Origin of the sequence: Bradyrhizobium sp. B025 (genome assembly GCF_042257955.1) — a bacterium.
Taxonomy (GTDB): domain Bacteria; phylum Pseudomonadota; class Alphaproteobacteria; order Rhizobiales; family Xanthobacteraceae; genus Bradyrhizobium; species Bradyrhizobium diazoefficiens.
This window is the reverse complement of record NZ_CP170150.1, coordinates 7,391,201-7,415,643: the sequence shown is the minus strand read 5'-3', so window position 1 is coordinate 7,415,643 and position 24,443 is coordinate 7,391,201. Positions and strand designations below refer to the sequence as shown.

The window sequence follows — 24,443 nt, the reverse complement described above, 5'->3', positions numbered from 1 at the left end:
CGAGATTGTAGCCCGGATGGAGCGTAGCGAAATCCGGGCTACGGCAGTTACACCGGTATCCGCACGCTCGCCCTTAATCCGCCCATCGGGCTATCGCCCAGCGTGATGTCGCCGCCATGCGAGCGGGCGATGTCGCGGGCGATGGCGAGGCCAAGGCCCGTGCCGCCTTCGTCCTGGTTGCGGGCGTTGTCCAGCCGCAGGAACGGCTTGAACACCTCTTCGCGCAGATGCGCGGGGATGCCCGGGCCGTCGTCGTCGACCGTGACGGTCAGATAACGGTGATCGCGCTGGCCGGTGATGGCGATGCTCTTGCCGTAGCGCGCCGCATTGGTGACGAGGTTGGCGAGGCAGCGCTTGAACGAGGCCGGCTTCACCGTCACCACCGGCAATCCGTTGAATGCGACGGTTGCAGCGTGGCCGTGGCGTTCGGCATCGCTGCGCAGCTCCTCGAGCGCCTGCGCCATGTCGGTCGGCTGCGACTGCTCGCCGGAATCGCCACGGGCAAACGCAAGGTAGTCCTCCAGCATCATCGACATCTCGTCGACGTCCTTGCGCATGCCTTCGAGCTCCGGGCTGTCGCCGATCAGCGCCAGCTCGAGCTTGAAACGGGTCAGGATGGTGCGCAGGTCGTGGCTGACGCCGGCCAGCATCGCGGTGCGCTGCTCCATCGTGCGCTCGATGCGCGATTTCATCTCGAGGAAGGCGACCGCCGCGCGCCGCACTTCGCGCGCGCCGCGCGGCCTGAAGTTCGGCGCCTCGCGGCCCTTGCCGAAGCTTTCGGCGGCATCGGCAAGGCGCAGGATCGGCTTGATCTGGTTGCGCAGGAACAGCACTGCGACGATCAAGAGGATCGAGGACGTGCCGACCATCCAGAACAGGAAGATCTCCGAGTTCGAAGCGTAAGCGGCACTGCGCTGCGCGAACACGCGCATCACGGCGTCGTCGAGCTGGATGCGGATCTCGACGAGGTTGGAGCGGCCGACCGTGTCGATCCAGAACGAGCGCCCGATCTGGCGGCCGAGCTGCACCGACAGCGTCTGGTCGAGCAGCGAGAAGAACGGCTTTGGTCCTGGCGGCGGCATGTCGCCGGCGGGCAGGAAGTCGACCACGAGTCCGAGGCGTTGCTGCGCGATGCGGCGGATCTGGTCGCGGTCCTTGTCCTGCGGATAGCCCTTGTAGATGTCGATCAGCGCGGCGATGTCCTGCACCACTGCGGCCGACAGGCGGCGCGTCACCGTGTTCCAGTGCCGCTCCATGAACACGAAGGCGACGACCGATTGCAGGATCACCATCGGCACGATCATGATGAGGAGCGCGCGGGCATAGAGGCCGGTCGGCATCCAGCCCTTGAACGCATTGCCCATCCAGCCATTGGCGGCGGAGACGCGGCCGGCGGCGCTCTTCAGCAGCGTCAGGCCGGTATCGATCGTGCTCATCGGTCGCGTTTCACTGCGGTTTAAGGCGAGGCCACCAGGCGATAGCCGATGCCGCGCACCGCCTGGAGGAACAGCGGATTGGCGGGATCGGTCTCGATCTTGCGCCTGAGGCGGTTGATCTGCACGTCGACGGCGCGCTCGTTGACGCTGCCATTGCCGGTCAGTGCGCTGCGCGGCACGGTCTCGCCCGGCGTCTCAGAGAGAATCCGCAGCATCTCGCGCTCGCGGTCGGTGAGGTGAATGACCTCTTCGCCCTGGCGCAATTCGCCGCGATCGAGATGGTAGACGTAGGGGCCGAACGCGATCTTCTCCACCACCGCTGCCTGCGGCGGCGGGGCGGCGCGCTTGAGGATGTTGTTGATGCGCAGCGCGAGCTCGCGTGGCTCGAACGGCTTTGCCACGTAGTCGTCGGCGCCGATCTGAAGGCCTTCGATGCGGGCTTCCGCTTCGTGGCGCGCCGTCAGCATCACGATCGGCACCGAGGAGGACGTCCGGATGAAGCGGGCGAGGTCGAAGCCGGTCTCGCCAGGCATCATGACGTCGAGGATCAGGAGGTCGAAATGCAGGCCCATGAGCTTCGAACGCGCATCGCTGGCGCTCGCCGCGGTCGAGACGCGATAGCCTTCGCCGGCGAGGAAGCGCGACAGCAGATCGCGGATGCGGCGGTCGTCGTCGACCAGCAGGAGATGCGGGGCGTCGTCGGCCGGTTGCACCGGCGGACGGGCGAGCGTGGCAGCGAGTGGCACGGTCACTCCTTTGCGTCTTGATTGACGGAGGCGAAGATCGTCTCCAGCACCTTGTCCGGATCGTCGCGGTCGATCATCGCGCGCAGGAAGCGCTTGACGGTCTCCGCATCCTGCGGCGCCATCTCGGCGAGCGCCTTGGTGATCCGCGTGGTCTGGAGCCCGGCGAGCTTCTGCACCAGCGCCTCGCCCTTCGGCGTTGCGTAGAGCAGGCGCTGGCGGCGGTCATTGTCGCCGGTCTTCTGCACGATATAGCCCTCGTCCAGGAGCTGCTTGAGCACCCGGCCGAGCGACTGTTTTGTAATGCGCAGGACGTCGAGGAGATCGGCGACCTTGAGCCCGGGATAGCGGTAGACGAAGTGCATGACGCGGTGATGGGCCCGGCCGAAGCCGAACGCCTCCAGCTCCTGGTCGGGATCGCCGACGAAGTCGCGATAGGCGAAGAACAGCAGCTCGATGATATCCCAGCGCAAATTGCCTCCATCGCCTGCCGCCGGCCGGGGCTCGGCAGCGTCTTGAGGGGGAGTCGCGAAATTTATGTCAGGCATATTGACGTATCTTGGGTTCAATGTTACAAAACGATCAGCCCGCACGAAATTTTAGATCGTTTCGCGTCGGGTGGCATCGAAGCTGAGGCGGCCGGAGAGAGTCGGACAGGCAGCGACGGCCGGATCAGATCTACCGTGCGATTGTCGAGCGGCATTTCGACAAAACATACTGGACTTCCGCCTTCCGCAAAAGCATGTCCTCGGCGACATGCTGGCCACGGAAACCGGCCGTAACAAGGCTGGCGGTGGCCCGGCCACAACTCTAATCAAGCCAGCCGGACCCGAAACAGGGCAGGCGGGCGCCAGAACAGCGCCGCTACCGGCAGCGGGAGCCAAGGACATGAGCATGAAATTCGACATCCAGCCCGCATCCAATCCTACTCCAGAAAAGGACCGCGTCGCCAAGCTGGTGGACCCCGGCTTCGGGCGGGTCTTCACCGACCACATGGCGATCGTCCGTTACAACCAGGCCAAGGGCGGCTGGTACGAGGCGCGCATCGAGGCGCGCGCCAACTTCCAGCTCGATCCGGCCGGCGCCGTCCTGCACTACGCCCAGGAAATTTTCGAGGGCCTCAAGGCCTACAAGCGCGACGACGGCGGCGTGAACCTGTTCCGCCCCGACGCCAATGCGCGGCGTTTCAGGGACTCGGCCGATCGCATGGCGATGGCGCAGCTGCCCGAAGACGTCTTCATCGAGGCGGTCGAGCAGGTCGTGCGCATCGATCGCGCCTGGATGCCGGGCGGCGAGGGCAGCCTTTACCTGCGCCCCTTCATGATCGCGAGCGAGACCTTCCTCGGCGTCAAGCCGTCGTCCGAATACATCTTCGCGGTGATCGCCTCACCGGTCGGCTCCTATTTCAAGGGCGGGCCTGCGCCGGTGTCGATCTGGGTCTCGGAGAACTACACGCGCGCCGCGGTCGGCGGCACCGGCGCCGTCAAGTGCGGTGGCAATTACGCCGCGAGTCTGCGTGCGCAGGCGGAAGCCATTCAGCACGGCTGCGATCAGGTGGTCTTCCTCGATGCGATCGAGCGCCGCTACGTCGAGGAGCTCGGCGGCATGAACATCTTCTTCGTGTTCGAGGACGGCTCGTTGTCGACGCCGCCGCTCGGCACGATCCTGCCCGGCATCACCCGCGACTCCATCATCGCGCTGGCGAAGGATGCCGGCAAGACGGTGCGCGAGGAGCCGTACTCGCTCGACCAGTGGCGCAAGGATGCGGCCAGCGGCAAGCTGAAGGAAGCCTTCGCCTGCGGCACCGCGGCGGTGATCTCGCCGATCGGCAAGGTGCGCTCGGTGAGCGGCGATTTCGAGATCAGCGGCGGCGTCGCCGGCCCGGTCGCCATGGGCCTGCGCAAGCAGCTCGTCGACATCCAGTACGGCCGCACCAACGATCCCCACAACTGGATCCGCAAGGTGTTTTGATTTTTCTCCCTCTCCCCGCTTGCGGGGAGAGGGTCGGGGTGAGGGGGAGTCTCCACGGGGACGCTGGCAGTTGGACTCGCGGAGAGTCCCCTCACCCGGAATCCGCGCGTTCTGCGCGCATTCCGGCCTCTCCCCGCAAGCGGGGAGAGGCGAAGAGCGGACATCATGAACGCCCCGCCACGATCCCGCGACAAAGCCCGGAGATATTGACGCATCCGGACATCGCGATCATGGCATCCACGCTTTCCCAGCCCCTGAAATGGGTCGTCCTCGCCGCAATCACCGGCATCACCGTCTTCGGCATCCTGACCATCGGCCCCAAGCCGGAGGTCGCAGCCGAAGACCGCTCGCCCGTTGTCGATGTGCGCACCACCGACCCCGAGATGAACACCGCGATCGCACGCGCCCGCGGCACCCTCCCGACTTTCTGGGCGTCCTATGAGGCGCCCAAGCCGTCGGAAACCGGGCACGCCCTGAAAGTGCGCTTTTTCACCCGCAAAGGCGGCGAGCACATCTGGATCGCCGAGGTGAAGAAACTGCCGAACGGGGCCTATTCGGGCGTGTTCGCCAACGAACCGCGTGATCTGCCCGGCAAGCGGGCAGGCGACAAGGTCACATTCAGCGAAGCCGACATCTCGGACTGGATGTTCATGCGCAACGGCAAGATCGTCGGCGGCGAAACCATCAAGCCGACGCTGAAGTCGCTGCCGAAGGCGGATGCGGACGCCCTCCGGGCGCGCATGGAGCAGCCGTAGGGAAGCAGTCGTCATTCCGGGATGGTCCGAAGGACCAGACCCGAGGTGCGCAGTTGCGCACCGGGGAATCTCGAGATTCCGGGCTCGATGCTGCGCATCGCCCCGGAATGACGCCGAGGCGGGTGGACTTGGGGCCCCCCGGCTTGCCGCCCCGGTTGCCGCCTCGCGCGTCGGCTGGTAAACGCCGCGCATGGCCGAAAAACCCAAAAAACCCCAGAAACTGAAGGCGCGCCTGCCGCGCGGGCTCGAGGATCGCGATCCCGCCGCGATCCGGGCGACGCGCGAGATGGTCGAGAAGATCCGCGCCGTCTACGAGCTCTACGGCTTCGAGCCGGTGGAGACGCCGGCGATGGAATACACCGACGCGCTCGGCAAGTTCCTGCCCGACCAGGACCGCCCGAACGAGGGCGTGTTCTCGTTCCAGGACGACGACGAGCAGTGGATTAGCTTGCGTTACGATCTGACCGCGCCGCTCGCCCGCTATGTCGGCGAGCGCTACGGGACGGACGGTCTGGTCTTGCCCTACCGCAGCTACCGCGTCGGCTACGTCTTCCGCAACGAGAAGCCCGGCCCCGGCCGCTTCCGCCAGTTCATGCAGTTCGATGCCGACACGGTCGGCTCGGCAACGCCGGCGGCGGATGCCGAGATCTGCATGATGGCCGCGGACACGATGGAGGCGCTTGGCGTTCAGCGCGGCCAGTACGTGGTGAAGGTGAACAACCGAAAAGTGCTCGACGGTGTTCTGGAAGCCATTGGACTTGCCGGCGACGAGAATGCCGCACGCCGGCTGACTGTGCTGCGCGCAATCGACAAGCTCGACAAGTTTCCCGCCGATGAGGTGCGTAAATTGCTCGGTCCCGGCAGGTGGGATGGTGGCGAAGAGGGCAAGGGCGACTTCACGAAAGGCGCCAATTTGAGCGCGGCGGAGGCCGAGGTTGTTCTGGCCATCACCAAACCGCGCGACGATTGGAAAGAAGCCATTGCCGCGGCGGAAACTTACCTCGCCAAGAGCGAAGTCGGTCAGGCCGGCGTGAGCGAGCTGGAAGAGATCGCCAAGCTGGTCATGGCGTCGGGTTACGGTGCGGACCGTATCAAGATCGACCCCTCCGTCGTGCGCGGCCTCGAATACTACACCGGCCCCGTCTACGAGGTCGAACTCCTGCTCGACACCAAGGACGAAAAGGGCCGCCCGGTACGCTTCGGCTCCGTCGGCGGCGGTGGCCGCTACGACGGCCTCGTCTCGCGCTTCCGCGGCGAGCCGGTGCCGGCGACCGGATTCTCGATCGGCGTCTCGCGGCTTCAGGCCGCGCTGACGCTGCTCGGCAAGCTCGACACGCGGCCCGAGTTCGGTCCCGTCGTCGTCACCGTGTTCGACCGCGACCGCGTCGCCGACTACCAGAAGATGGTGGCAAGCCTGCGCACCGCCGGCATCCGCGCCGAGCTCTATCTCGGCAATCCCAAGAACATGGGCAACCAGCTCAAATATGCCGACCGCCGCAACAGCCCTTGCGTCATCATCCAGGGCTCGGACGAAAAGGCGCGCGGCGAGCTGCAGATCAAGGACCTGATCGAAGGCGCGAAAGCGGCCGCTGCGATTGCTTCCAACCAGGAATGGCGCGAGACCCGCCCGGCGCAGTTCTCGTGCAGCGAAGCCGATCTCGTCGCAAAGGTGCGCGAGGTGCTGGCGCGCCATGACGTGAGCTGGGGCTAGCTATTCGCGCATCGCCTGATGCCCGGGCTTGTCCCGGGCATCCACGTCCTGTTTGATGCACACGACTTTGAATGATCGGGACAAGCCCGATCATGACGACAGCAGCAGGGAGAAAACGATGCCTGAGATCACCGTCAGCATGGCCGAAGGCCGCACCGATGAACAGAAGGCCGGCATGATGCGTGACATCACGCAGGCACTGGTGAAGAATCTCGGCGTCGACGCCGATGCCGTCGTCATCCAGATCAACGAAGCCCCGCTCCGCCACAAGATGAAGGGCGGCAAGACGTTCGTGGAGCGCGCGGCGGCTGCGAAGAAGTGACGCGTTAGCGTCATTCCGGGGCAGCCCGTCAGGGCTGAACCCGGAATCTCGAGCCACAAACTTCTGGATTCCGGGTTCGCGCTTCGCTCGCCCCGGAATGACGAGCAAGCACCATGGACGCACGCGACTTCATCACGACAGGCATGAGCGCGGAGCGCACGCTGGTGGTCCCAGTGGAGCGCACGGTCGGGCACTTCGTGCCGGGCATGCCTTTTGTCTATGCGACGCCGATGATGATCCTCGAGATGGAGATGACGTCGGGCGATGCGATCCGCCCTGCGCTTCAGCCGGGCTGGGTCACGGTCGGCACCGAGGTCGACATCCGCCATCTCGCAGCCGCCCTGGTCGGCGCGACGGTGCGGACCACCGCGAAGGTGGTCGCGGTCGAGCGCCGCGTCATCCGTTTCGAAGTCGAGGCGTTCGAGGGCACGCGCAAGCTCGGCGAGGGCCGCCACGCGCGCGGCCTTGTCAATGTCGAGATGTTCAACAAGCGGCTCGGGGCAGGCTCGAAATCGTAGGGTGGGCAAAGGCGCGGAGCGCCGTGCCCACCATTGCTCAGCGTGCGAGACAGAGATGTGGTGGGCACGCTTCGCTTTGCCCACCCTACGGCATCTTGCTACTTCGCCAATTCCTTCGACCGCTGCGTCGCCGCTGCGATTGCACGGATCATCAGGTCGCGCAGGCCGGGCTCGCCCATCAGCACGCCGAGCGCTGCGGCCGTGGTGCCGCCGGGCGAGGTGACGTTCTGGCGCAGCGTGCCGGAGGGCAGCTCGGATTGATGCAGCAGCTCGCCCGAGCCTGCCACCGTTTCGCGCGCGAGCTTCGTCGCCAGCGCCTCGGGCAATCCCGCTTCGACACCGGCGCGCGCAAGTTCCTCGGCGAGCAGGAACACGTAGGCCGGCCCCGAGCCGGACACCGCGGTCACCGCATCCATCAGGCTCTCATCCTCGACCCATTCGACCGAGCCGGTGGCGCGCAGCAGCGCATCGGCCACCGCGCGCTGCGCGGTGCTGACGTTGTTCGCCGCAACCGCCACCGTGATGCCGCGGCCGATCGCGGCCGGCGTGTTCGGCATCGCGCGCACGACAGCGCCGCCGCAGACCTCCTGAAGCGAGGCGATCGTAGTTCCCGCCATGATCGAGACCACGGAGGTCTTCTCCGAGACGAAGGACTTCAGCTTCGCGCCGGCCTCGCGGAACATCTGCGGCTTCACCGCGACGACCATCGTCTCGACTTGGCCTGCCGCCTTCGCATCGGGATTGAGCGCCACGCCCTTGGCGGCAAGCGCGCTGATCTCAGGTGCGATGTGGGGGTCGACCACCGCGACGCGGCGCGGATCGAGTCCGCCCGCCAGCCATCCGGTCAGCATCGCGCCGCCCATCTTGCCGGCGCCGGCGAGAAGGATGGTGCCTGTGATGTTTTGAAGAGTGCTGTTCGCCACTGTGGTCACCACAAATTCGGTGTCGTCCCGGCGAAGGCCGGGACCCATAACCACGAATGTTTCTAGTGGATGCAGCTGTTGGCAACAAGCCGCGTGCCACAAACGAAATCACGCGGTATGGATCCCGGATCTGCGCGCGCTTTGGGCGCGCTTGTCCGGGATGACGTGGGGAGGGAGCGGCGTTACGTCACGAGAGGCCCTACGCCTCTCCCACCGTGTCGAACATCGCCGCGTCCATCGCTTCCGTCGTGGTCTTGCCCGCCCACACCACGAACTGGAACGCCGGGAAGTAGCGCTCGCAGGCGTGGATGGCGCCGGCGAGCATGGCTTCGCATTGCGCGGTCGAGGCGGTAAGCCCGCCCGGCAGCACCAGGGCCTGGCGGTGCATGACCATGCCGGTGTTGGTCCACAGGTCGAAATGGCCGACCCACAACTGCTCGTTGACGGCGGCGACGAGCCGCTGCACTTCGCTCCGCCGCGCGACCGGAATCTTCATGTCGAACGCGCAGGCCAGATGCAGCGCCTCGATCCCGCCCATCCAGGTGAAGGAGAGCTGGTAGTCGGTCCATTGTCCCTTCGAGACAATCGTGAGTTCGTCTTCGCCGGAGCGTTCGAACGGCCAGTTGTTGCTGGCAGCGATATCCTCGACCACCGCGAGCGGGTGATTTCTGGAATCGATAGCGCCTTCGAGCAGGGACATGCCGTCTCGACCTCTTGCCTTCTTGTTGTCTTTGATACGCACGCGGTTGGTCCGGCGCGCGCTCCCTTAATGTTGCTAAGGCGATCCCCTTGGCGTCGCTCTCGCGATCCCGGGATCAGCGCGGGCTTGTCGCGGATCAACTGATGTGATTTGCGGAATCTGCGCAACTGGCTGCCGAGTCCGTCCACAAGTCAGGACTCGTTCGTCCACAGCTCATCTCCGCCACAATTCTTAACGGAGGAGAACAAACCGGAATCGGATCGGCCGGCGCCTGCTGCGTTCCATGTGCCGGTGCCCTCCTTGCGGGTCCGGATCGGTCCCGCCCTGTTCGACCTTCTGCCCCGCAGGATTTTCGCAGAGTTTCGCCCTGACGTCATAGGCACATGCGTAGTACCCATAAGGAAGGTTCTTGCTGGCCGCCTCCCTGTTCGTCATAATTCGAAATAGTCCACCCATATCGGGTGGATAAGTTCTCAGGGCGGGGTGAAAGTCCCCACCGGCGGTAAGGGCCGAAAGGCCTAAGCCCGCGAGCGCCTTCTCCTTGATAGGGATTCCCTCGGGGACCCCTCGGAGGGAAGGGTCAGCAGATTCGGTGCAACTCCGAAGCCGACGGTTAAAGTCCGGATGAAAGAGAACGGTCGGTGGCAGACGCATCGCAAGGTGCGGCTGTTTGTCGTTCCGTGTGCCCTGATTCTGGTCCTTAACTGAGGAAAGCCATGAATCAGATGTTGCAAGATCCCCAAGTCCAAACTTCCCAAGTCCAAACTTCCCAAGCCGAAACTGCCGAGACGACCCAGCCGCCGGTTCCCGTGGACCCGCCGGCAATCGAGCATCCGCGTTTTGCAAAGCCGCAGCGGGTGGCCTTCGTGCAGGCCTGCTGGCACCGCGACGTGGTCGAGGAGGCCCGCATCGCCTTCATGAAGGAGGCCGAGGCGCGCCACCTCACCCATGTCGACGTATTCGAGGTGCCGGGCTCGTTCGAGATCCCGCTGCACGCGCAGATCCTCGCCAAGACGCGGCGCTACACCGCGATCGTCGCGGCCGGCCTCGTCGTCGACGGTGGCATCTATCGCCACGAGTTCGTCGCCGACACCGTGATCAAGGCGCTGATGGACGTGCAGCTGCGCACCGAGGTGCCGGTGTTCTCGGCGGTGCTGACGCCGCAGCAATTCCACGAGACCGAAGTGCACTACGATTTCTTCCGCAGGCATTTTGCGATCAAGGGCGTCGAGGTCGCGGAAGCCTGCGCCAACACGCTGCTAGGCCTGGAGCGTTTGCGCGGCCAGGTCGCGGCGGGAATTGCCTAACCCAACGCAACGACCATCACCCCTCATCCCAGGGAGCGCGTAGCGCGTCTCGAAGGATGAGGGGTTACTCTATGATCGCTGCCATCTTGCATCACCCCAGCGACACCCCCGCCTTGGCCCGGCTTATTCCGAGAGCCAGGATGCGCTGCAGGAGATCCGGATATTTGAGCCCGGCATGTTGAGCCGCCGTGGCGAACTCCTGGCTCTTGGCGATCTCGGGGTTGGGATTGGCCTCGATGAAATACGGCGTGCCGTCGGCGGCGAGACGAAAATCGATACGCGCGTAGCCGTCGAGGCCAAGCGCTCGGTAGATGCGTTTCGCGGCGCGCTGGATGCGCGCGGTGACTTCGGGCGCGAGGTCCTTCGCCGGCCCGTCGACGATGCCGACCTTCTCCTGATAGTCGGTGTCGTGCTTGGCTTTCTCCGTGGCGATGTGCCGTGACCTGCGCCCGCCCATGCTGCCGAATTTCAGTTCCCAGATCGGCAGGACGCGCAGCCGGTTGTTGCCGAGCACGCCGACGTAAAGCTCGCGCCCCTCGATGAACTGCTCGGCGATCGCGGCGGATTCGACCCGCTCGTGGATGAAGGCGACCCGTTCCGCGAGCTTCTCGTCGGTATCGACGATCGATGCCTGCGAGATGCCGAAGGACCCGTCCATGTTCAGGCTCTTGACGATCAGCGGCAGCGCAAGGCGCGTCGGGCGTTTCACCTTGCGGCGCATCGGGAAGACGGCGAAGGCCGGCGCCGCGATCCGGCGGTGATGCACCAGCGTCTTGGACAAATCCTTGCCGCGCGCCAGGATCAGGCCGCGCGGATTGCACCCGGTATAAGGGACCTTCATCAGCTCGAGATAGCTGGCGATGTGCTGGTCGTAGGCGACGTTGTTGTGGAATTCCTCCAGCAACGTGAAAACCACGTGCGGCTTGAACTCCTCGATCGCCTCGCGCACCGGCTTGATTTCGTCCTGCGCGCCGAGGGCGCGAACCTCGTGGCCGGCCGCGCGCAAGGTGCTCACCACGTCGTATTCCGTTTTCCACGCGTTGATTTCCTGCGCGGTGTATCCGTCGCTTGAATCCGGAGGCATGAAATCCGGATGCATCAGGACCAGAATACGCAAGCGTCTCATAGCGCGATCCATTTGCGCCGAGACGGGCCAAACAGCGCGTGCATCGTCTTGGCGGTCACGAGGACGGTGAAATCGAGAACGAGCTTCTGTTCGGGGCCGACCGCGCGCAGATCGAGCTCGCGGCAGCGGGAGATCATGTCGTCAAGCACGGCATCGAGCGTGAGCTGGTTCTCGCCCGTCCATCGCGCGACCAATTGCCTGATCTGGGCGCGGTGCCGTCTGATCAGGCTCGAAGCCGGTTTTGAGCGGTGATGCCGTGGATCGGCGGAAAATAGCCTCGAGAGGTCGCGGTCGTAGGTCTTCGGCGGCGTGAAGGCGTAGAACGCCTGCTTCTTCTTGTAGTGGTCTTCGAGCGTCTGGCCGAGCTTGCTCAACGGGTCGACACGCTCTCGTGTCGTGATCAGCGGCCGCTTTCCCGCAATCTCGCCCATCAGCTCGTCGACATATTCGAGCTTCTTCAGTGCCGGCCAGCCGGCATATCGTGTCCGCCAGTTCGAACGCGGCCGCAGCCACACCGCAAAAGTTTCGGCGAAATCCTCGTCAGGATGGCTCTGCGCGTACCAGAGCCGGAGATGCTGGACGTAGCGCCGGCTCGCCGGATTGGGCCGGTAGTAGCGCGGATAGTGCTTCGACGACGGACCGAACAGCTGCTGCCAGCGCCGGCGGCGCTGCAGCTGATAGCCGTGCTGGATGGCATGGCCCGCCTCGTGACGGAGGATGGCCATACACTCGCGCCAGGTTCCGCCCTCGACGTCGAACATCATCTTCTTCTCGAGCTTCATCAGGCGGGGATGGGCGAGATAGAAGGGGATTGCGATGCCGGGTACATCGCCCGGACTGAACCATTCGCTCGAGATCCATGTGTGCGGCCGCAGCCGGATGCCCCGCTCTTCGAGCTCCTCGTGGAGCGTGCCGACGCAATCCTCGAGCCAGGTGCCTTCGACCGTAACCCTCAGGCTAGAGAGACGTTGCGCGAGCAATTCGTCGTCCGACAGCTTCTCCCAGGCAAATTTCCGGCGTGGCATCAGGCATCCAGAGGGCAGAGATGACTCGGCGTCCGGATGATGTCATGGGCCGCGATTGGCAACAACCCGTGGGGCTTGTGCTGCGGTGCAGTCGGAGCACGAGCTGGCAGGGTGGGGCGAAGCGTGCCCGTGACCGTCATGGCAATAAAAGGCATGGCAACAAAAAAGGTGGGCACGGCGCGCCGCGCCTTTGCCCACCTTGCGATCGTGACGGCGTAGATGAATTAATCGAATAGGCTCGACACCGACTCTTCCGCGGCGGTGCGCGCGATCGCGTCCGAGATCAGGCTGGCGATCGGGAGCGTGCGGATGTTCGGCGCCTTGCTCACCGCGTCCGTCGGCAGGATCGAGTCGGTGATCACGAGCTCCTTCAGCTTGGAGTTCGTGATACGGGCGGCCGCGCCGCCGGAGAGCACGCCGTGCGTGATGTAGGCGTAGACGTCCTTGGCGCCCTTGGCGATCAGCGCGTCGGCCGCGTTCACCAGCGTGCCGCCGGAGTCCACGATGTCGTCGACCAGGATACAGGTGTAGCCGGCGACGTCGCCGATTACGTTCATGACCTCGGATTCACCCGGCCGCTCGCGGCGCTTGTCGACGATGGCGAGCGGGGTGTTGATGCGCTTGGCGAGGCCGCGCGCGCGGGCCACGCCGCCGACGTCGGGCGAGATCACCATCGTCTTGGACAGGTCGAACTTGTCCTTGATGTCGCGCACCATCAGCGGTGCCGCGTAGAGATTGTCGGTCGGGATGTCGAAGAAGCCCTGGATCTGGCCGGCATGCAGGTCGAGCGTCATGACGCGGTCGACGCCGGCCTGCGTGATCAGGTTGGCGACGAGCTTGGCCGAGATCGGCGTGCGCGAGCCCGATTTGCGGTCCTGCCGGGCGTAGCCGAAATAGGGCAGCACCGCGGTGATGCGGCGCGCCGAGGAGCGGCGCAGCGCGTCGGTGATGATCAGGAGCTCCATCAGATGGTCGTTCGCCGGGAACGAGGTCGACTGGATGATGAAGGCATCCGAGCCGCGGACGTTCTCCTGGATCTCGACGAAGATCTCCATGTCGGCGAAGCGCCGGACCACCGCCTTGGTCAGCGGCAGGTCGAGGCCCTGCGCGATGGCCTGGGCGAGAGCCGGATTGGAGTTGCCGGCGACAAGCTTGATGGAGCCGTTCTTGGCCGACATGGACGCTTCCTCCCGCGCTTTGCTGGATAGGACGTTCAACATCTGGGAATACCCACTGGAAAGCACGGTTACGACGGGCGAGGAAATATCAGGCCGGGGGCTGCAATGGCAACCCGGGATGCTACGTTTTCCCTTTGAAAATCCTGAGTCGGGCCAACGGTTTGGCCGCAACTTGAGGCCGTGGTTTAGCGGGGGTTATCGCTCGGCGTAGTCGAGCGCCGAGGCCGGCATCTCCGGTGCCGGAGCCTCCGGGGTGACGCTTGCCACCGCAGGTCCCCGCAGGCCCGGAGCAGCGCCCGGTGCCTCCGGCGTGCCGTTGATCATGTTGGAAAGTCCGCTGAATCCGGCCTGGGCGATCTTCCGCAGCACCAGGTCGTCGGCGGCGCTCCAAGGATCGCGCGTCGCATCGCGGCCACCCTTGGCCGAGGTGGGTTCCTCGCCGGAGAGGCGCAGCGCCCGCTGCTGGTTGGCGTCGTAGACGTCCCAGACCCAGGCGATCACGGTCCTGCCGCGCACGATCTGGGCGGAGAGGTAGCTGCGCACGCGATAGGCAGCCGTCCCCTCGCGGGAGACCACGGACAGGCTGCGCAGCTTGGATTCGCTGTCGAGCACGCCGACCATGCGGTCGAACACCTGTGGCGGCGGCCCGTCGATGGATTCGAACGCCACCGTCGCTCCACTGCCGGCGCTCGGCGCCATCGCATAGGAGTTGGCGGCACCGCCGCCGCCGGCGCAACCGCCAAGCGCGGTCGCCGCTGCCAGCAGCATGACCGCCAGCACGCGCGAACCCGCGCGGCCCAGGATGAATGACGCGTCCCTCATTATGGAGGGCAGCGATATCGTTAAAACGCATTAACGTCTAGGGCAGGGGTGACACATCCCACTGTCATTCCGGGGCGCGCCCACTTGGCGCGAACCCGGAATCCATTTCTCCGCATAAATTGCTGCACGATGATTCCGGGTTCTCGCTTCGCGAGCCCCGGAATGACGGCGTGTTGCCTGTGTGTTCACCCCTCGAGCGCGATCGCGTGGACGTGGCGGCCGTAATCCGGCTCCTTGCGATGCACCGAGCGGCGATAGCTGAAGAAGCGCTCGTCGGCATAGGTGTCGAGGCCGAGGTCGTCGATCATCAGGATGCCGGCGGCCTCCAGCCGCGTCCGGATGAAGCCGGCGAGGTCGAACATCGCGTGGCCCTCGCGCACCGACGGGATGAAGAACATCGCGTTGTCCGCGTCCGCCTCGATGAAGCGTGCCACGAACTCGTTGCCGACCTCGTAGCTCTCCTGCCGGATCAGCGGGCCGATCGCGGCGATGATGCCGCCGCGCGTGGCGCCGAGCTTTTCCATCGCTAGAATCGTGGACTCCAGCACGCCTGTGAGCGCGCCCTTCCAGCCGGCATGGGCACCGCCGATCACGCGCGCACTGGGATCGACGAACAGCACCGGCCCGCAATCGGCAGTGGAGACGCCGAGCGCGATGCCGGGCGTCCTGGTGACCAGCGCGTCGCCCTTCGGCCGCGGCCCGCTCGGCCACGGCGTCTCGGCAATGAGCACGTCGGGCGAATGGATCTGGTGCAGGCTGAGGAAACGTTCCGGCGCCACGCCGACATGCTCGGCCATGCGGCGGCGGTTCTCGGCGACGAGGGCCTGATCGTCGTTGGAGCCGAGCCCGCCGTTCAGCGCCGAATAGATGCCGCCGGAGACGCCGCCTTCACGGGTGAAGAAGGAATGGCGCAGCCCTGGCACCGCCGACAGCAGTGACGAAGCGACGGTCATCAGTTCCCTCCAGCGTGTTCGAGATCGCTGAGGCCGGCAAGGCCAGTTAGCCGCGGCTCGGAGATGCCGAGCACCTTGAACATCGAGCCCATGCCGCTGCGCCCGGTGTCGGTCAGGCGCTTGAGCGCCACCGAAATGTCGGTGGCGACCTCGGGCGTTGCCTTCTGCATCAAGGCGGCCGCGCGGGTGTCGATGCCGACGCGCTTGAGGAAATCGCCCTGCGTCACCGGCCCGTGCACGCGGGCGCCGACGTCCTCGGCTGCGCGCGCCAGTGCCTGGAAATCGACATGGGCGGTGACGTCGGCCTGGCCCGGCGCCTTCAAGGGATCAGTGAAGGTGTGGCGCGCGATCGCCTGGAAGGTGTCGCCGGCATCGCTGCGCAAATGGCCGTAGTCGATGATCAGCGCCGCACCGTCCTGATCGCGCACGCGCGTGGCGAGCTTCATGACCTCTCCGTCGGGACGCCATTCGAACACGGCGCCGACCGGCGCGGCGCGCACCAGGGGCGGCAGCAGCACGTCGAAGCGCGGCGTCGGCTCGGAGGCCGCGCCGAACTGAAGCTTGCCGTTGGGATCGATCTCGATCACGCGCTCGTGCCAGCCGTTCTCGCGCTTCACCATCTGGTGGATCGGCAGCACGTCGAAATATTCGTTGGCGAGGATGATGCTCGGGCCTTCGGGCACGTCGTCGATGCTGTCGTGCCAGGCGACGTTGCGTGCGCCCGACAGCGTCGCACTCTGCCGTTCGCGCAGGACGGGATTGACCTCGACCAGGTGGATCTGAAGGGCCTGGTAGAGCGGCGGCAGCACGCGGAGCGCACGCAGCGCATCCGCCATCATGGTGCCGCGGCCGGGGCCGAGCTCGATCAGCCGCAAAGATTGCGGCGAGCCCATCTGCTTCCACACCGAGGCGGTCCACAGGCCCAGCAGCTCGCCGAACATCTGGCTGACCTCGGGCGCGGTGGTGAAGTCGCCCTCACGCCCGAGCGGATCGCGCGAGACATAATAGCCATAGCGCGGATGCATCAGGCACAGTTCCATGTACCGCCAGACCGGCATGGGGCCTGAGGATTTGATCAGCGCCTTGATCTCGTTGAGTAGCGGCTGTTCGGTCACGGCCTTCTTCTCGAAAGGAATTAACGAATGGCCTCGATCGGCCTCGGCGCACCGCGCCTGATAGCCAATACAATAAGTATGAGACCTACAATAAGCATCGGGATCGACAACAGCATGCCCATGGTTAATCCGCCCCAGAGGAAGCCGAGCTGGACGTCCGGCTCGCGGAAATGCTCGCCGGCGATCCGGGTCAGACCATAGATCAGGATGAAGGCGCCGAGGATCATTCCGGGCCGCTTCAGGGCGCCGAGGCGGATCATGATCGCAAGCACCGTGAACAGCAGGATGCCCTCCATGCCGGCCTCATAGAGCTGGCTCGGATGGCGCGGCAGCTGGGTGGGATCGTTGGGGAAGACCATCGCCCAGGGCAGGCTCGCATCGGTGGCACGGCCCCACAATTCGCCGTTGATGAAATTGGCGATGCGCCCGAGCAGCAGCCCGACCGGCGCGACCGCGGTGGTGATGTCGCCGAGCGACAGGATCGGGATCCCGTTGCGGTAGGCGAACCACATCACCGCGACGACGCAGCCGAGGAAGCCGCCGTGGAACGACATGCCGCCCTCCCACAGTCGGAAGATCGCGGCGGGGTGCTCGATGAAGAAGGGCAGATTGTAGAACAGCACGTAGCCGGTCCGGCCGCCGAGGATGATGCCGAGCGTGACCCACAGGATGAAGTCGTCGACCTGCACCAGCGAGATCGGCGCCGGCCCGCCCCACAAGCGCTCGTTCTTCAGGAGCGAGCGCGCATAGAGCCAGCCGAACACGATGCCGCAGATATAGGCCAGCGCGTACCAGCGGATCGCAAACGGACCGATCTCGATCGCGATCGGCTTGAAGGCGGGAAAGTCGATGAGAAGAAAGGGCATCACGCCTTGTTTCTAGAGTTTGATGGGCAAGCTGCGGCCCCGACGGACCTGCGCCCCCTCTCCCGCTTGCGGGGGAGGGTTGGGGAGGGGGTGTCTCCGCAATCGAGATAATCTCCGTGTGGAGAGAACCCCCACCCGGCGCTTCGCGCCGACCTCCCCCGCAAGCGGGAGAGGTGCACCGAGTTCGCGGACAGGCCGATCATACTGCTGCTCACACGAGATTGCGGCGATAGAGCGCCAGCAGACGCTCCCAGTGCCGCTCGGCGGCGTCGCGGTCATAGACCGGGCGCTTTGGAAAGGCGAAGCCGTGATGCGTGCCGGGATAGATCTCGACCTCGGCCTTGGCACCTTTCATGCCCTCTTTGACCTTTTCGATAATCTCCGGCGGCGCGTAGACATCGGTCTCGGCGCAGGCGAAGTAGAGCTCGGCCCTGGTCTTGGCTGGGGCCAGATGCGGGCTGTCGTCCTGGTCGGTTGCGAGCTGCACCCCGTAGACCGAGGCGGCGGCCTTGACGCGATCGGGGAAATGCGTGGCGGCGTTGACCGCGTAGCGGCCGCTCATGCAGTAGCCGACGGTGCCGACAATCTTCGTGTTCGCGGCGGCCTGGCCCTCGGCGTAAGTGAGCAGCGCGCGTGTGTCGTCCATGATCATGGGAATGGTGAGCGAGCTCATCAGCGCGAACATGCGCTTGCGCTCCGGTGCGTTCGGGTCGGCCGGCAGTGCGCCCAGCTCCATCACGCCGGAGCGGTAATAGAGGTTCGGCAGCATCACGTAATAGCCTGATGTCGCGAGCCGGCGCGCCATGTCGCGCAGCTCTTCGCGGATCGCCGGCGCATCCATGTAGAACAGGATGACCGGAAACGGCCCGCCACGCTCGGGATGGCTGATGAAGGTTGCGGTGTGGCCGTCCTTGGTGGGAATCGCGATCTGCTGGTCGATCATCTCGTGCGCCTTGTGATTCTTCTTATGCCGGGACGTTGAATACGATTGCAAGGAAACCGGGGCATGACAAGGATACCGCCGATCGGCCCTTGATCCGGCCCGATCGGATTGCCATTGTCTTTCCGAGAGTTCGCGCAAAGTTTATCGCAGGCCGCCAGGAGACCGACATGACCCAGACCAACAACCGGTTTTTCGACGAGATCGGCCGCCTGATGAACGACGCCGCCGGTGCGGCTCAGGGCGTCAAGCGCGAGTTCGACACGGTGATGCGGACCCAGGCCGAAAAATTCCTGCGCGACATGGACCTCGTCAAGCGCGAGGAGTTCGAGGCGGTCAAGGACATGGCCCGCCTGGCGCGCGAGGAGAACGAAGCCCTGAAGGCGCGCATCACGGCGCTGGAGGCGAAGCTGGGGGGATAGGTATTTGTCGTTCCGGGGCGATGCGCAGCATCGAACCCGGAACCTCGAGATTCCGGGTTCGGTCGCTGTCGCGACCGCCCCGGAATGACGGCTAGTCCGGCGCGGCCCGCCAGCCCATTCTTCTTGTCATTTCCGCATCTTCCGGGTAAAAGCCCGCCACGTTCGCGGCCCCCGCACCCCTGGAGGCTTGCTGTGGACGATGCCATGGGCCGCGCTGCGGCCCATTAACTTTTGCAAAAACAAGGACTTAACGTTATGGCGACGACCGTCAAGGAATTGAAGGCGACCGCACGTCCGAAGAGCGGCAAGGGGGCCGCCCGGGCTGAGCGTCGCGCCGGCAGAGTGCCCGGAGTGATCTATGGCAACAACCAGCCCCCCGTCACGATCTCGATTGAAGATCGCGAACTGCGCCAGCGCATCCTGGCCGGCCGGTTCCTGACCACGCTGGTCGACATCGACCTCGAGGGCAAGAAGCACCGCGTGATTCCGCGCGACTATCACCTCGATCCGGTCAAGGACTTCCCAATCCATGTCGACTTCATGCGGCTCGGCGAAGGCGCCACCATCCGCATCAGCGTTCCCTTGCACGTGGTGAAGTCGGAAGCCTCCCCGGGCGTGAAGCGCGGCGGCACCGTCAACATCGTTGCCCACGCGATCGAGCTCGAATGCGGCGTCGAGAGCATCCCGCAGTACATCGAGGCCGACGTCGGCTCGCTCGAAATCGGTCACTCGCTGCATCTGTCGGACGTCAAGCTGCCGGCCGGCGTGAAGGCGCTGACTCGTGAGGACGCGACCCTCGTCACCATCGTGCCGCCGTCCGGCTACGCCGAAGAGCAGAAGGCTGCTGCTGCGGCAGCTGCTGGTGGCGCGGCTCCGGCTGCAGCAGCTCCTGCGGCTGGTGCGGCTGCTCCGGCTGCTGCTGCTCCGGCAGCGGCTGCCAAGGCTCCCGCCGGCGGCGACAAGAAGAAGTAATCTCTCAAAGAGCTGGCGCGCGGTCCTGTGACCCGCGCGCCGAGCGAGGGGCGCGCCGCGTCATGCGACTCTTTGTTGGGCTCGGCAATCCCGGCGCGAAATACGCACGTAACCGGCACAATATCGGCTTCATGGCCGTCGACGAGATCGCGCGGCGTCATGGTTTCTCGCCATGGCGCCGCAGGTTTCAGGGTGAGACCTCGGAAGGCGCGCTCGGCACTGAGCGCGTGATCCTGCTCAAGCCGACGACCTACATGAACGATTCCGGCCGGAGCGTTCAGGAGGCGGCAGGCTTCTTCAAGATCGCCCCTGGCGACGTCACCGTGTTCCATGACGAGCTCGAGCTGCCGCCGGGCAAGGTGCGGGTGAAGGTCGCCGGCGGCATCGCCGGCCACAACGGTCTGCGCTCGATCTCGGCGCATATCGGCAACGACTACCGTCGTGTCAGGCTCGGCATCGGTCATCCCGGCGTCAAGGAACTGGTGCACGGCCACGTGCTGTCGGACTTCGCCAAGGCCGACAACGACTGGGTGGCGACACTCTGCGACGCGGTCGCCGAGCACGCCGCGCTGATCGCCAAGGGCACGGACGCGACCTTCGCCAACAGGGTGCATCTTGCCATGCAGGCGAAGGGGTTTTTGACCAAGGACGACAACGGCAAGGAATAACGCTCGTGGGATTCAAATGCGGGATCGTCGGATTGCCCAATGTCGGCAAGTCGACCTTGTTCAATGCGCTGACCGAGACGGCCGCGGCACAGGCTGCGAACTATCCGTTCTGCACCATCGAGCCGAATGTCGGCGAGGTGGCCGTGCCCGATCCGCGGCTCGACAAGCTTGCGGCGATCGCCAAGTCCGGCCAGATCATTCCGACCCGGCTGACCTTCGTCGACATCGCGGGCCTCGTGCGCGGCGCCTCCAAGGGCGAAGGCCTCGGCAACCAGTTCCTCGCCAACATCCGCGAGGTCGACGCCATCGCGCATGTCGTGCGCTGCTTTGAAGACTCCGACATCACCCATGTCGAGGGCAAGATCGCCCCGCTCGCCGACATCGAGACCATCGAGACCGAGCTGATGCTCGCCGACCTCGACAGCCTCGAGAAGCGCGTCGACAACCTCACCAAGAAGGCCAAGGGCAACGACAAGGACGCCAAGGAGCAGCTCGACCTCGTCAACCGCACCCTGGTGCTGCTGCGCGAGGGCAAGCCCGCGCGCCTCGTCGAGCGCAAGGCGGAGGAGGAGCGCGCCTTCGGGATGCTCGGCCTGCTCTCGTCCAAGCCCGTGCTCTATGTCTGCAACGTCGAGGAAGGTTCGGCCGCGACCGGCAATTCGTTCTCCAAGGCGGTGCAGGAGCAGGCCGCCAAGGAAGGAGCCGTCGCCGTCGTCATCTCGGCCAAGATCGAATCCGAGATCGCCACCATTTCGCGCGAAGAACGCGCCGACTTCCTGGAGACGCTGGGTCTCGAAGAGGCCGGCCTCGACCGCCTGATCCGCGCCGGCTACACGCTGCTCGACCTCATCACCTATTTCACGGTGGGCCCGAAGGAAGCGCGTGCCTGGACCATCCATCGCGGCACCAAGGCGCCGGGAGCGGCCGGCGTGATCCACACCGATTTCGAGAAAGGCTTCATCCGCGCCGAGACGATCGCGTTTGACGACTACGTCGCGCTCGGCGGCGAAGCCGGCGCCCGCGATGCCGGCAAGCTCCGCCTCGAAGGCAAGGAATACGTCGTCGCCGACGGCGACGTGATGCATTTCCGGTTCAATACGTAAGCCGGAGTTGTCATTCCGGGGCGCGCCTCTTGGCGCGAGCCCGGAATCCATTCATCCACTTGTTCTGAGGCCCGATGGATTCCGGGTTCGCGCTGCGCGCGCCCCGGAATGACGGGCTACCGCATCCCGCCGCCCTGATCCCGGATCGCGCCGAGATGCTCGTTGATGCGGAAGACGATCAGGATCAGTTCCGCGACGATGCGCGAGAACACGATGCCGACGACGACGCTCGCGATCGACGACAGCAGCACCAGGAAGCCGCCGAACGGGCTGATCGCCATCGCAGCTAGGCCGGAGAAGATGCCGGAGAGGCCGAACAGGCAGATCAGCGCGATCACCAGCCAGTAGAAGGTCTTGATGATCGTCGGCGTGATAAAGCGGTCCCACTGAAACAGGTCGCTGAATGAAAACATCGCTCTCCCCCGGACAAATCGGGCCTTGTCAAATCGGGCTTCGGCCCTCGGTTGACCCGACTCAAGGCCAGAATCGCCGCGTCGAATGTAGCACGAGCCATGCGGGCCGGCGGGTTGAGATTGCCGCAAAGTGCGGCCACAATCTGTCATTTCCGCCAGCAATCCCAAGATGACCCTGACCTTTGAAGACTTCCCGCCCGGCCGGTTCGGAACGTTCGGCCCGCGCCATGTCACCCGCGACGAGATCTTGGCCTTCGCCGCCGAGTTCGATCCGCAACCGATGCACCTGGACGAGGACGCCGCCAGCAAGAGCATGCTGCGCGGCCTGTCCGGCTCGGGCTGGCACCTGTGCTCGCTGATGATGCGGATGATGGCCGACGGCTTCATCACCCGCGCCGCCTCGCTCGGCTCCCCCGGCGTTGACGAGGTGCGCTGGCTGTCGCCGCTCAGGCCCGGCGACGACCTCATGCTGGACGTCGATGTCGTGGAAGCCCGCACCTCGAAGAGCCGCCCCGGGCTCGGCATCGTCAAGTTCAAGTGCACCGTGCGCAATGCGACGGGGCAGGCGCTGTGCGAGATGACCTCGCCGATCCTGATCGAGCGGCGCGAGGGGGCGGTCTGATGCCGTTTTTCGAGGAGATCGAGATCGGCCATCGCCGTGAGATCGGCGCCTATACGTTCACCGCGGAGTCGATCAAGACATTCGCCCAAAAATTCGATCCGCAGCGCTTTCACCTCGACGAGGAGGAAGGCAAGAACTCGCTGTTCGGCGGGCTCGCGGCCTCGGGCTGGCATGTCGGGTCGGCCTGCATGAGCCTGCTTGTCGCGGACGGCCAGCGTCTGGCGCGAGAGGCCGCAGCGCGCGGCGAGGAGGTTGCGGTGTGGGGCCCGTCACCGGGCTTTCGCGACCTGCGCTGGATCCGGCCGGTGCTCGCCGGCGATACCGTTTCTTACGCCAATGTCGTCATCGACAAGCGCAGCTCCGCCTCGCGCCCCGGCTGGGGCATTTTGACGGCCCGCACCACCGGCACCAACCAGCGCGGCGAAGAGGTCTATGCCATCACCGCCTCAGCCTTCGTGCCGATGCGGAAGGGCGGTTAGATCAGTTCCAAGATGAACGGCGGAAAAGAGCGCGCGAGTGTTGCCCGCGCGCTATGGACGCGATTCCGGGCGGCTGCCATAAGCCTGCGCAACATGGTTACCCGCGAAGCAGTTGGGGGAACCATCGAGTTGCTAACCAATTATGAACCTGTCGCTGTCTAATTGAAACGAATTGGGCAGAGTACAGGGGACGAGGACCATGGCAGACCGCGGCGCACTCAAGTTTGTCGGATTTATCTTTGCGACCGCGACGCTGGCCGTGATGCTGGTCGCCGGCATGGTGGTGAAGGGCTATGCCGATGGCGCCTACACCCTGGAAGCCTCGACCGTGGAAGCCGCCCGGTAAGAGCTCGTTAACGTTTCGGGGCCGGTGTCCGGCTTCCGCTCAGCGGCTATAGACGAACGCCAGCACTGCGATCGCAACCGCCAATAATCCAACGAAGCGCAGCATGATCGTGCCGAACTGGTTCGGCGCGGGTCGCAGCGGTATGGGCTCCGTGGTGTCGGGCCGAATGCTTTCCATGAAATGTCCCCCTGAGCCCGCGTAAAACCGACGGGCGCCTGGCATTGGTCGCCGGGGAGGGGTGGAGGGTTCAAAGGGGGGCTCTGGCCGACGTACTTGCGTGGCCGCCTGCCAAGCCCTCCGCTGTCATGCCCCGGCTTGTCCGGGGCATCCAGTACGCCGCGGCGTCTCCGCTCAATCACTGCCGTCTCTGGAATACTGGATCGCCCGCTCCAGTGCGCAAGTGCGCACAAGGCGGGCGATGACGCCTGCATTGGGGAGACAGCGTGCGGACACGCGCATTCACACCGCCCCGGAATCAAAACCGCCGCGCCCCTTTCGGAACGCGGCGGCCGGTGATGCCGGGTGCTGACCGATCAGCTGTTGCGCAGGCCGTCGGCGGCGCGCTTCCACTGCGCGACGTTGTCGGCGATCATGCGGGTCGACTTCATCGCGGCCTGGCTGAGCTGGGCGTAGCCGGAGATCTCGCGCTGGACGCGCTGGCCTTCGGCATGGAGCAGGTCGCGCAGGCTCTCGAGCTCGGAGATCAGATTCTCGATCTCGGCGAGCGAGGTGCCGGCGACGCGCTGGATCAGCGAGTTGACGTTGGTGACGGTGGCCTCCGCGCTCGGATCGAGCGGCGGTGCGTCGGTGGTCGTCGCTGCCGGCCGGCGCAGATAGGCGATGTCGTTGCGGACGAAGTCGCGGATGCCGGCTTCGACCTCGGTCACCGCGGCCAGATTGCTGTCGACGGTCTCGGTCTCGGCGGCTTCGATCTTTTCCGGACGAATGGCGTTCATCGTTGTTCCCCTGTTCGCGTTGAGCGCAGCGCGAGTGTCCCCCGCACGACG

Annotated in this window: 29 protein-coding genes and 1 riboswitch; of the genes, 13 read left to right on the top strand and 16 right to left on the bottom strand. The window is 65.3% G+C overall.

The genetic code is table 11. The features are described from left to right. Positions 1-47: 47 nt before the first annotated feature. The 3 genes from ACE10W_RS35040 to ACE10W_RS35030 are packed head-to-tail and all read right to left on the bottom strand — an operon-like array spanning position 48 to position 2,727. Entirely contained in the window at positions 48-1,436 is a 1,389-nt protein-coding gene (locus ACE10W_RS35040) for an ATP-binding protein (protein WP_011090196.1), read from the bottom strand. Between the two features lie 20 nt (positions 1,437-1,456). Further along, on the bottom strand, positions 1,457-2,188 hold the full coding sequence (locus ACE10W_RS35035; protein WP_028174665.1) for a response regulator: 732 nt from the start codon (positions 2,186-2,188) through the stop codon (positions 1,457-1,459). After that, positions 2,185-2,727, bottom strand: a complete 543-nt coding sequence (locus ACE10W_RS35030; RefSeq protein WP_051000365.1) for a MarR family winged helix-turn-helix transcriptional regulator — start codon at positions 2,725-2,727, stop codon at positions 2,185-2,187. Before ACE10W_RS35030 ends, ACE10W_RS35035 begins: the two co-directional genes overlap by 4 nt. Before the next feature lie 340 nt (positions 2,728-3,067). Here ACE10W_RS35030 and ACE10W_RS35025 point away from each other — a divergent pair, with 340 nt between their 5' ends. From ACE10W_RS35025 to ACE10W_RS35005, 5 genes are all read left to right on the top strand, one after another. After that, the gene (locus ACE10W_RS35025) at positions 3,068-4,150 is read left to right on the top strand and encodes a branched-chain amino acid aminotransferase (RefSeq protein WP_011090193.1); all 1,083 of its coding nucleotides are present in this window, start codon (positions 3,068-3,070) and stop codon (positions 4,148-4,150) included. A 230-nt stretch (positions 4,151-4,380) separates the two neighbouring features. Then, on the top strand, positions 4,381-4,905 hold the full coding sequence (locus ACE10W_RS35020; protein ID WP_011090192.1) for a YegJ family protein: 525 nt from the start codon (positions 4,381-4,383) through the stop codon (positions 4,903-4,905). A 190-nt stretch (positions 4,906-5,095) separates the two neighbouring features. Beyond that, positions 5,096-6,616 (top strand): histidine--tRNA ligase, encoded by a 1,521-nt coding sequence (gene hisS / locus ACE10W_RS35015; protein ID WP_304548458.1) that lies wholly within the window; start codon positions 5,096-5,098, stop codon positions 6,614-6,616. A gap of 118 nt (positions 6,617-6,734) precedes the next feature. Then, positions 6,735-6,938, top strand: a complete 204-nt coding sequence (locus tag ACE10W_RS35010) for a tautomerase family protein (RefSeq protein ID WP_008144861.1) — start codon at positions 6,735-6,737, stop codon at positions 6,936-6,938. A gap of 113 nt (positions 6,939-7,051) precedes the next feature. Next, complete coding sequence (locus ACE10W_RS35005; RefSeq protein WP_011090189.1) at positions 7,052-7,456, top strand: thioesterase family protein; 405 nt, start codon at positions 7,052-7,054, stop codon at positions 7,454-7,456. Between the two features lie 98 nt (positions 7,457-7,554). On the opposite strand, the gene proC is transcribed toward ACE10W_RS35005, so the two are convergent. Continuing rightward, positions 7,555-8,427 (bottom strand): pyrroline-5-carboxylate reductase, encoded by an 873-nt coding sequence (proC, locus tag ACE10W_RS35000; protein ID WP_304553905.1) that lies wholly within the window; start codon positions 8,425-8,427, stop codon positions 7,555-7,557. A 151-nt stretch (positions 8,428-8,578) separates the two neighbouring features. Beyond that, the gene (locus ACE10W_RS34995) at positions 8,579-9,079 is read right to left on the bottom strand and encodes a YbjN domain-containing protein (protein ID WP_028174670.1); all 501 of its coding nucleotides are present in this window, start codon (positions 9,077-9,079) and stop codon (positions 8,579-8,581) included. Positions 9,080-9,544: 465 nt separating this feature from the next. Then, a riboswitch (FMN riboswitch) is annotated at positions 9,545-9,719 on the top strand. A gap of 76 nt (positions 9,720-9,795) precedes the next feature. On the opposite strand from ACE10W_RS34995, the gene ACE10W_RS34990 reads away from it, so the two are divergent. Further along, complete coding sequence (locus ACE10W_RS34990) at positions 9,796-10,386, top strand: 6,7-dimethyl-8-ribityllumazine synthase (protein WP_304548441.1); 591 nt, start codon at positions 9,796-9,798, stop codon at positions 10,384-10,386. A gap of 91 nt (positions 10,387-10,477) precedes the next feature. Here the strand turns inward: ACE10W_RS34990 and ACE10W_RS34985 are convergent, their stop codons facing one another. The 8 genes from ACE10W_RS34985 to ACE10W_RS34950 all read right to left on the bottom strand — a co-directional run bounded on the left by ACE10W_RS34985 (position 10,478) and on the right by ACE10W_RS34950 (position 18,414). Then, on the bottom strand, positions 10,478-11,512 hold the full coding sequence (locus tag ACE10W_RS34985; RefSeq protein ID WP_028174672.1) for an ATP-grasp domain-containing protein: 1,035 nt from the start codon (positions 11,510-11,512) through the stop codon (positions 10,478-10,480). Then, positions 11,509-12,537 (bottom strand): putative zinc-binding metallopeptidase, encoded by a 1,029-nt coding sequence (locus ACE10W_RS34980; RefSeq protein WP_304548439.1) that lies wholly within the window; start codon positions 12,535-12,537, stop codon positions 11,509-11,511. Before ACE10W_RS34980 ends, ACE10W_RS34985 begins: the two co-directional genes overlap by 4 nt. A gap of 224 nt (positions 12,538-12,761) precedes the next feature. After that, positions 12,762-13,715, bottom strand: coding sequence for a ribose-phosphate pyrophosphokinase (locus ACE10W_RS34975; protein ID WP_304548438.1), 954 nt, complete (start codon positions 13,713-13,715; stop codon positions 12,762-12,764). A gap of 195 nt (positions 13,716-13,910) precedes the next feature. Beyond that, the gene (locus ACE10W_RS34970; protein ID WP_304548433.1) at positions 13,911-14,537 is read right to left on the bottom strand and encodes a hypothetical protein; all 627 of its coding nucleotides are present in this window, start codon (positions 14,535-14,537) and stop codon (positions 13,911-13,913) included. A 185-nt stretch (positions 14,538-14,722) separates the two neighbouring features. Further along, the gene (gene pgeF, locus ACE10W_RS34965) at positions 14,723-15,490 is read right to left on the bottom strand and encodes a peptidoglycan editing factor PgeF (protein ID WP_304548431.1); all 768 of its coding nucleotides are present in this window, start codon (positions 15,488-15,490) and stop codon (positions 14,723-14,725) included. After that, complete coding sequence (locus tag ACE10W_RS34960; RefSeq protein ID WP_011090179.1) at positions 15,490-16,605, bottom strand: class I SAM-dependent methyltransferase; 1,116 nt, start codon at positions 16,603-16,605, stop codon at positions 15,490-15,492. The genes pgeF and ACE10W_RS34960 overlap by 1 nt, the downstream gene beginning before the upstream one ends. 20 nt (positions 16,606-16,625) lie before the next feature. Then, a complete protein-coding gene (gene lgt / locus ACE10W_RS34955) occupies positions 16,626-17,471 on the bottom strand; it encodes a prolipoprotein diacylglyceryl transferase (protein ID WP_038967285.1) in 846 nt (281 codons plus the stop codon). A gap of 211 nt (positions 17,472-17,682) precedes the next feature. Continuing rightward, a complete protein-coding gene (locus tag ACE10W_RS34950; protein WP_304548430.1) occupies positions 17,683-18,414 on the bottom strand; it encodes a dienelactone hydrolase family protein in 732 nt (243 codons plus the stop codon). A 167-nt stretch (positions 18,415-18,581) separates the two neighbouring features. Here ACE10W_RS34950 and ACE10W_RS34945 point away from each other — a divergent pair, with 167 nt between their 5' ends. The 4 genes from ACE10W_RS34945 (at position 18,582) to ychF (ending at position 21,576) form a co-directional block, all read left to right on the top strand. Next, positions 18,582-18,833 (top strand): accessory factor UbiK family protein, encoded by a 252-nt coding sequence (locus tag ACE10W_RS34945; RefSeq protein ID WP_011090176.1) that lies wholly within the window; start codon positions 18,582-18,584, stop codon positions 18,831-18,833. 255 nt (positions 18,834-19,088) lie between these two features. Further along, the gene (locus ACE10W_RS34940) at positions 19,089-19,805 is read left to right on the top strand and encodes a 50S ribosomal protein L25/general stress protein Ctc (RefSeq protein WP_011090175.1); all 717 of its coding nucleotides are present in this window, start codon (positions 19,089-19,091) and stop codon (positions 19,803-19,805) included. 62 nt (positions 19,806-19,867) lie between these two features. Next, complete coding sequence (pth, locus tag ACE10W_RS34935) at positions 19,868-20,473, top strand: aminoacyl-tRNA hydrolase (protein ID WP_375762442.1); 606 nt, start codon at positions 19,868-19,870, stop codon at positions 20,471-20,473. A 5-nt stretch (positions 20,474-20,478) separates the two neighbouring features. After that, positions 20,479-21,576, top strand: a complete 1,098-nt coding sequence (gene ychF, locus ACE10W_RS34930) for a redox-regulated ATPase YchF (RefSeq protein WP_011090173.1) — start codon at positions 20,479-20,481, stop codon at positions 21,574-21,576. Between the two features lie 116 nt (positions 21,577-21,692). Here ychF and ACE10W_RS34925 read toward each other — a convergent pair whose 3' ends face one another. Beyond that, positions 21,693-21,989, bottom strand: a complete 297-nt coding sequence (locus ACE10W_RS34925; protein ID WP_018648333.1) for a DUF4282 domain-containing protein — start codon at positions 21,987-21,989, stop codon at positions 21,693-21,695. Positions 21,990-22,158: 169 nt separating this feature from the next. On the opposite strand from ACE10W_RS34925, the gene ACE10W_RS34920 reads away from it, so the two are divergent. From ACE10W_RS34920 to ACE10W_RS34910, 3 genes are all read left to right on the top strand, one after another. Then, entirely contained in the window at positions 22,159-22,611 is a 453-nt protein-coding gene (locus ACE10W_RS34920; RefSeq protein WP_304548416.1) for a MaoC family dehydratase, read from the top strand. Then, positions 22,611-23,090, top strand: a complete 480-nt coding sequence (locus ACE10W_RS34915) for a MaoC family dehydratase (RefSeq protein WP_060910462.1) — start codon at positions 22,611-22,613, stop codon at positions 23,088-23,090. The genes ACE10W_RS34920 and ACE10W_RS34915 overlap by 1 nt, the downstream gene beginning before the upstream one ends. Before the next feature lie 199 nt (positions 23,091-23,289). Beyond that, entirely contained in the window at positions 23,290-23,436 is a 147-nt protein-coding gene (locus ACE10W_RS34910; protein ID WP_027545961.1) for a hypothetical protein, read from the top strand. Between the two features lie 39 nt (positions 23,437-23,475). Here ACE10W_RS34910 and ACE10W_RS34905 read toward each other — a convergent pair whose 3' ends face one another. Together ACE10W_RS34905 and ACE10W_RS34900 are read right to left on the bottom strand one after the other, a co-directional pair. Next, positions 23,476-23,613: a hypothetical protein gene (locus ACE10W_RS34905; protein WP_165448177.1), complete on the bottom strand. Its 138-nt coding sequence runs from the start codon at positions 23,611-23,613 to the stop codon at positions 23,476-23,478. A gap of 356 nt (positions 23,614-23,969) precedes the next feature. Then, positions 23,970-24,392, bottom strand: coding sequence for a hypothetical protein (locus ACE10W_RS34900; RefSeq protein ID WP_304548413.1), 423 nt, complete (start codon positions 24,390-24,392; stop codon positions 23,970-23,972). Positions 24,393-24,443 lie beyond the last annotated feature (51 nt).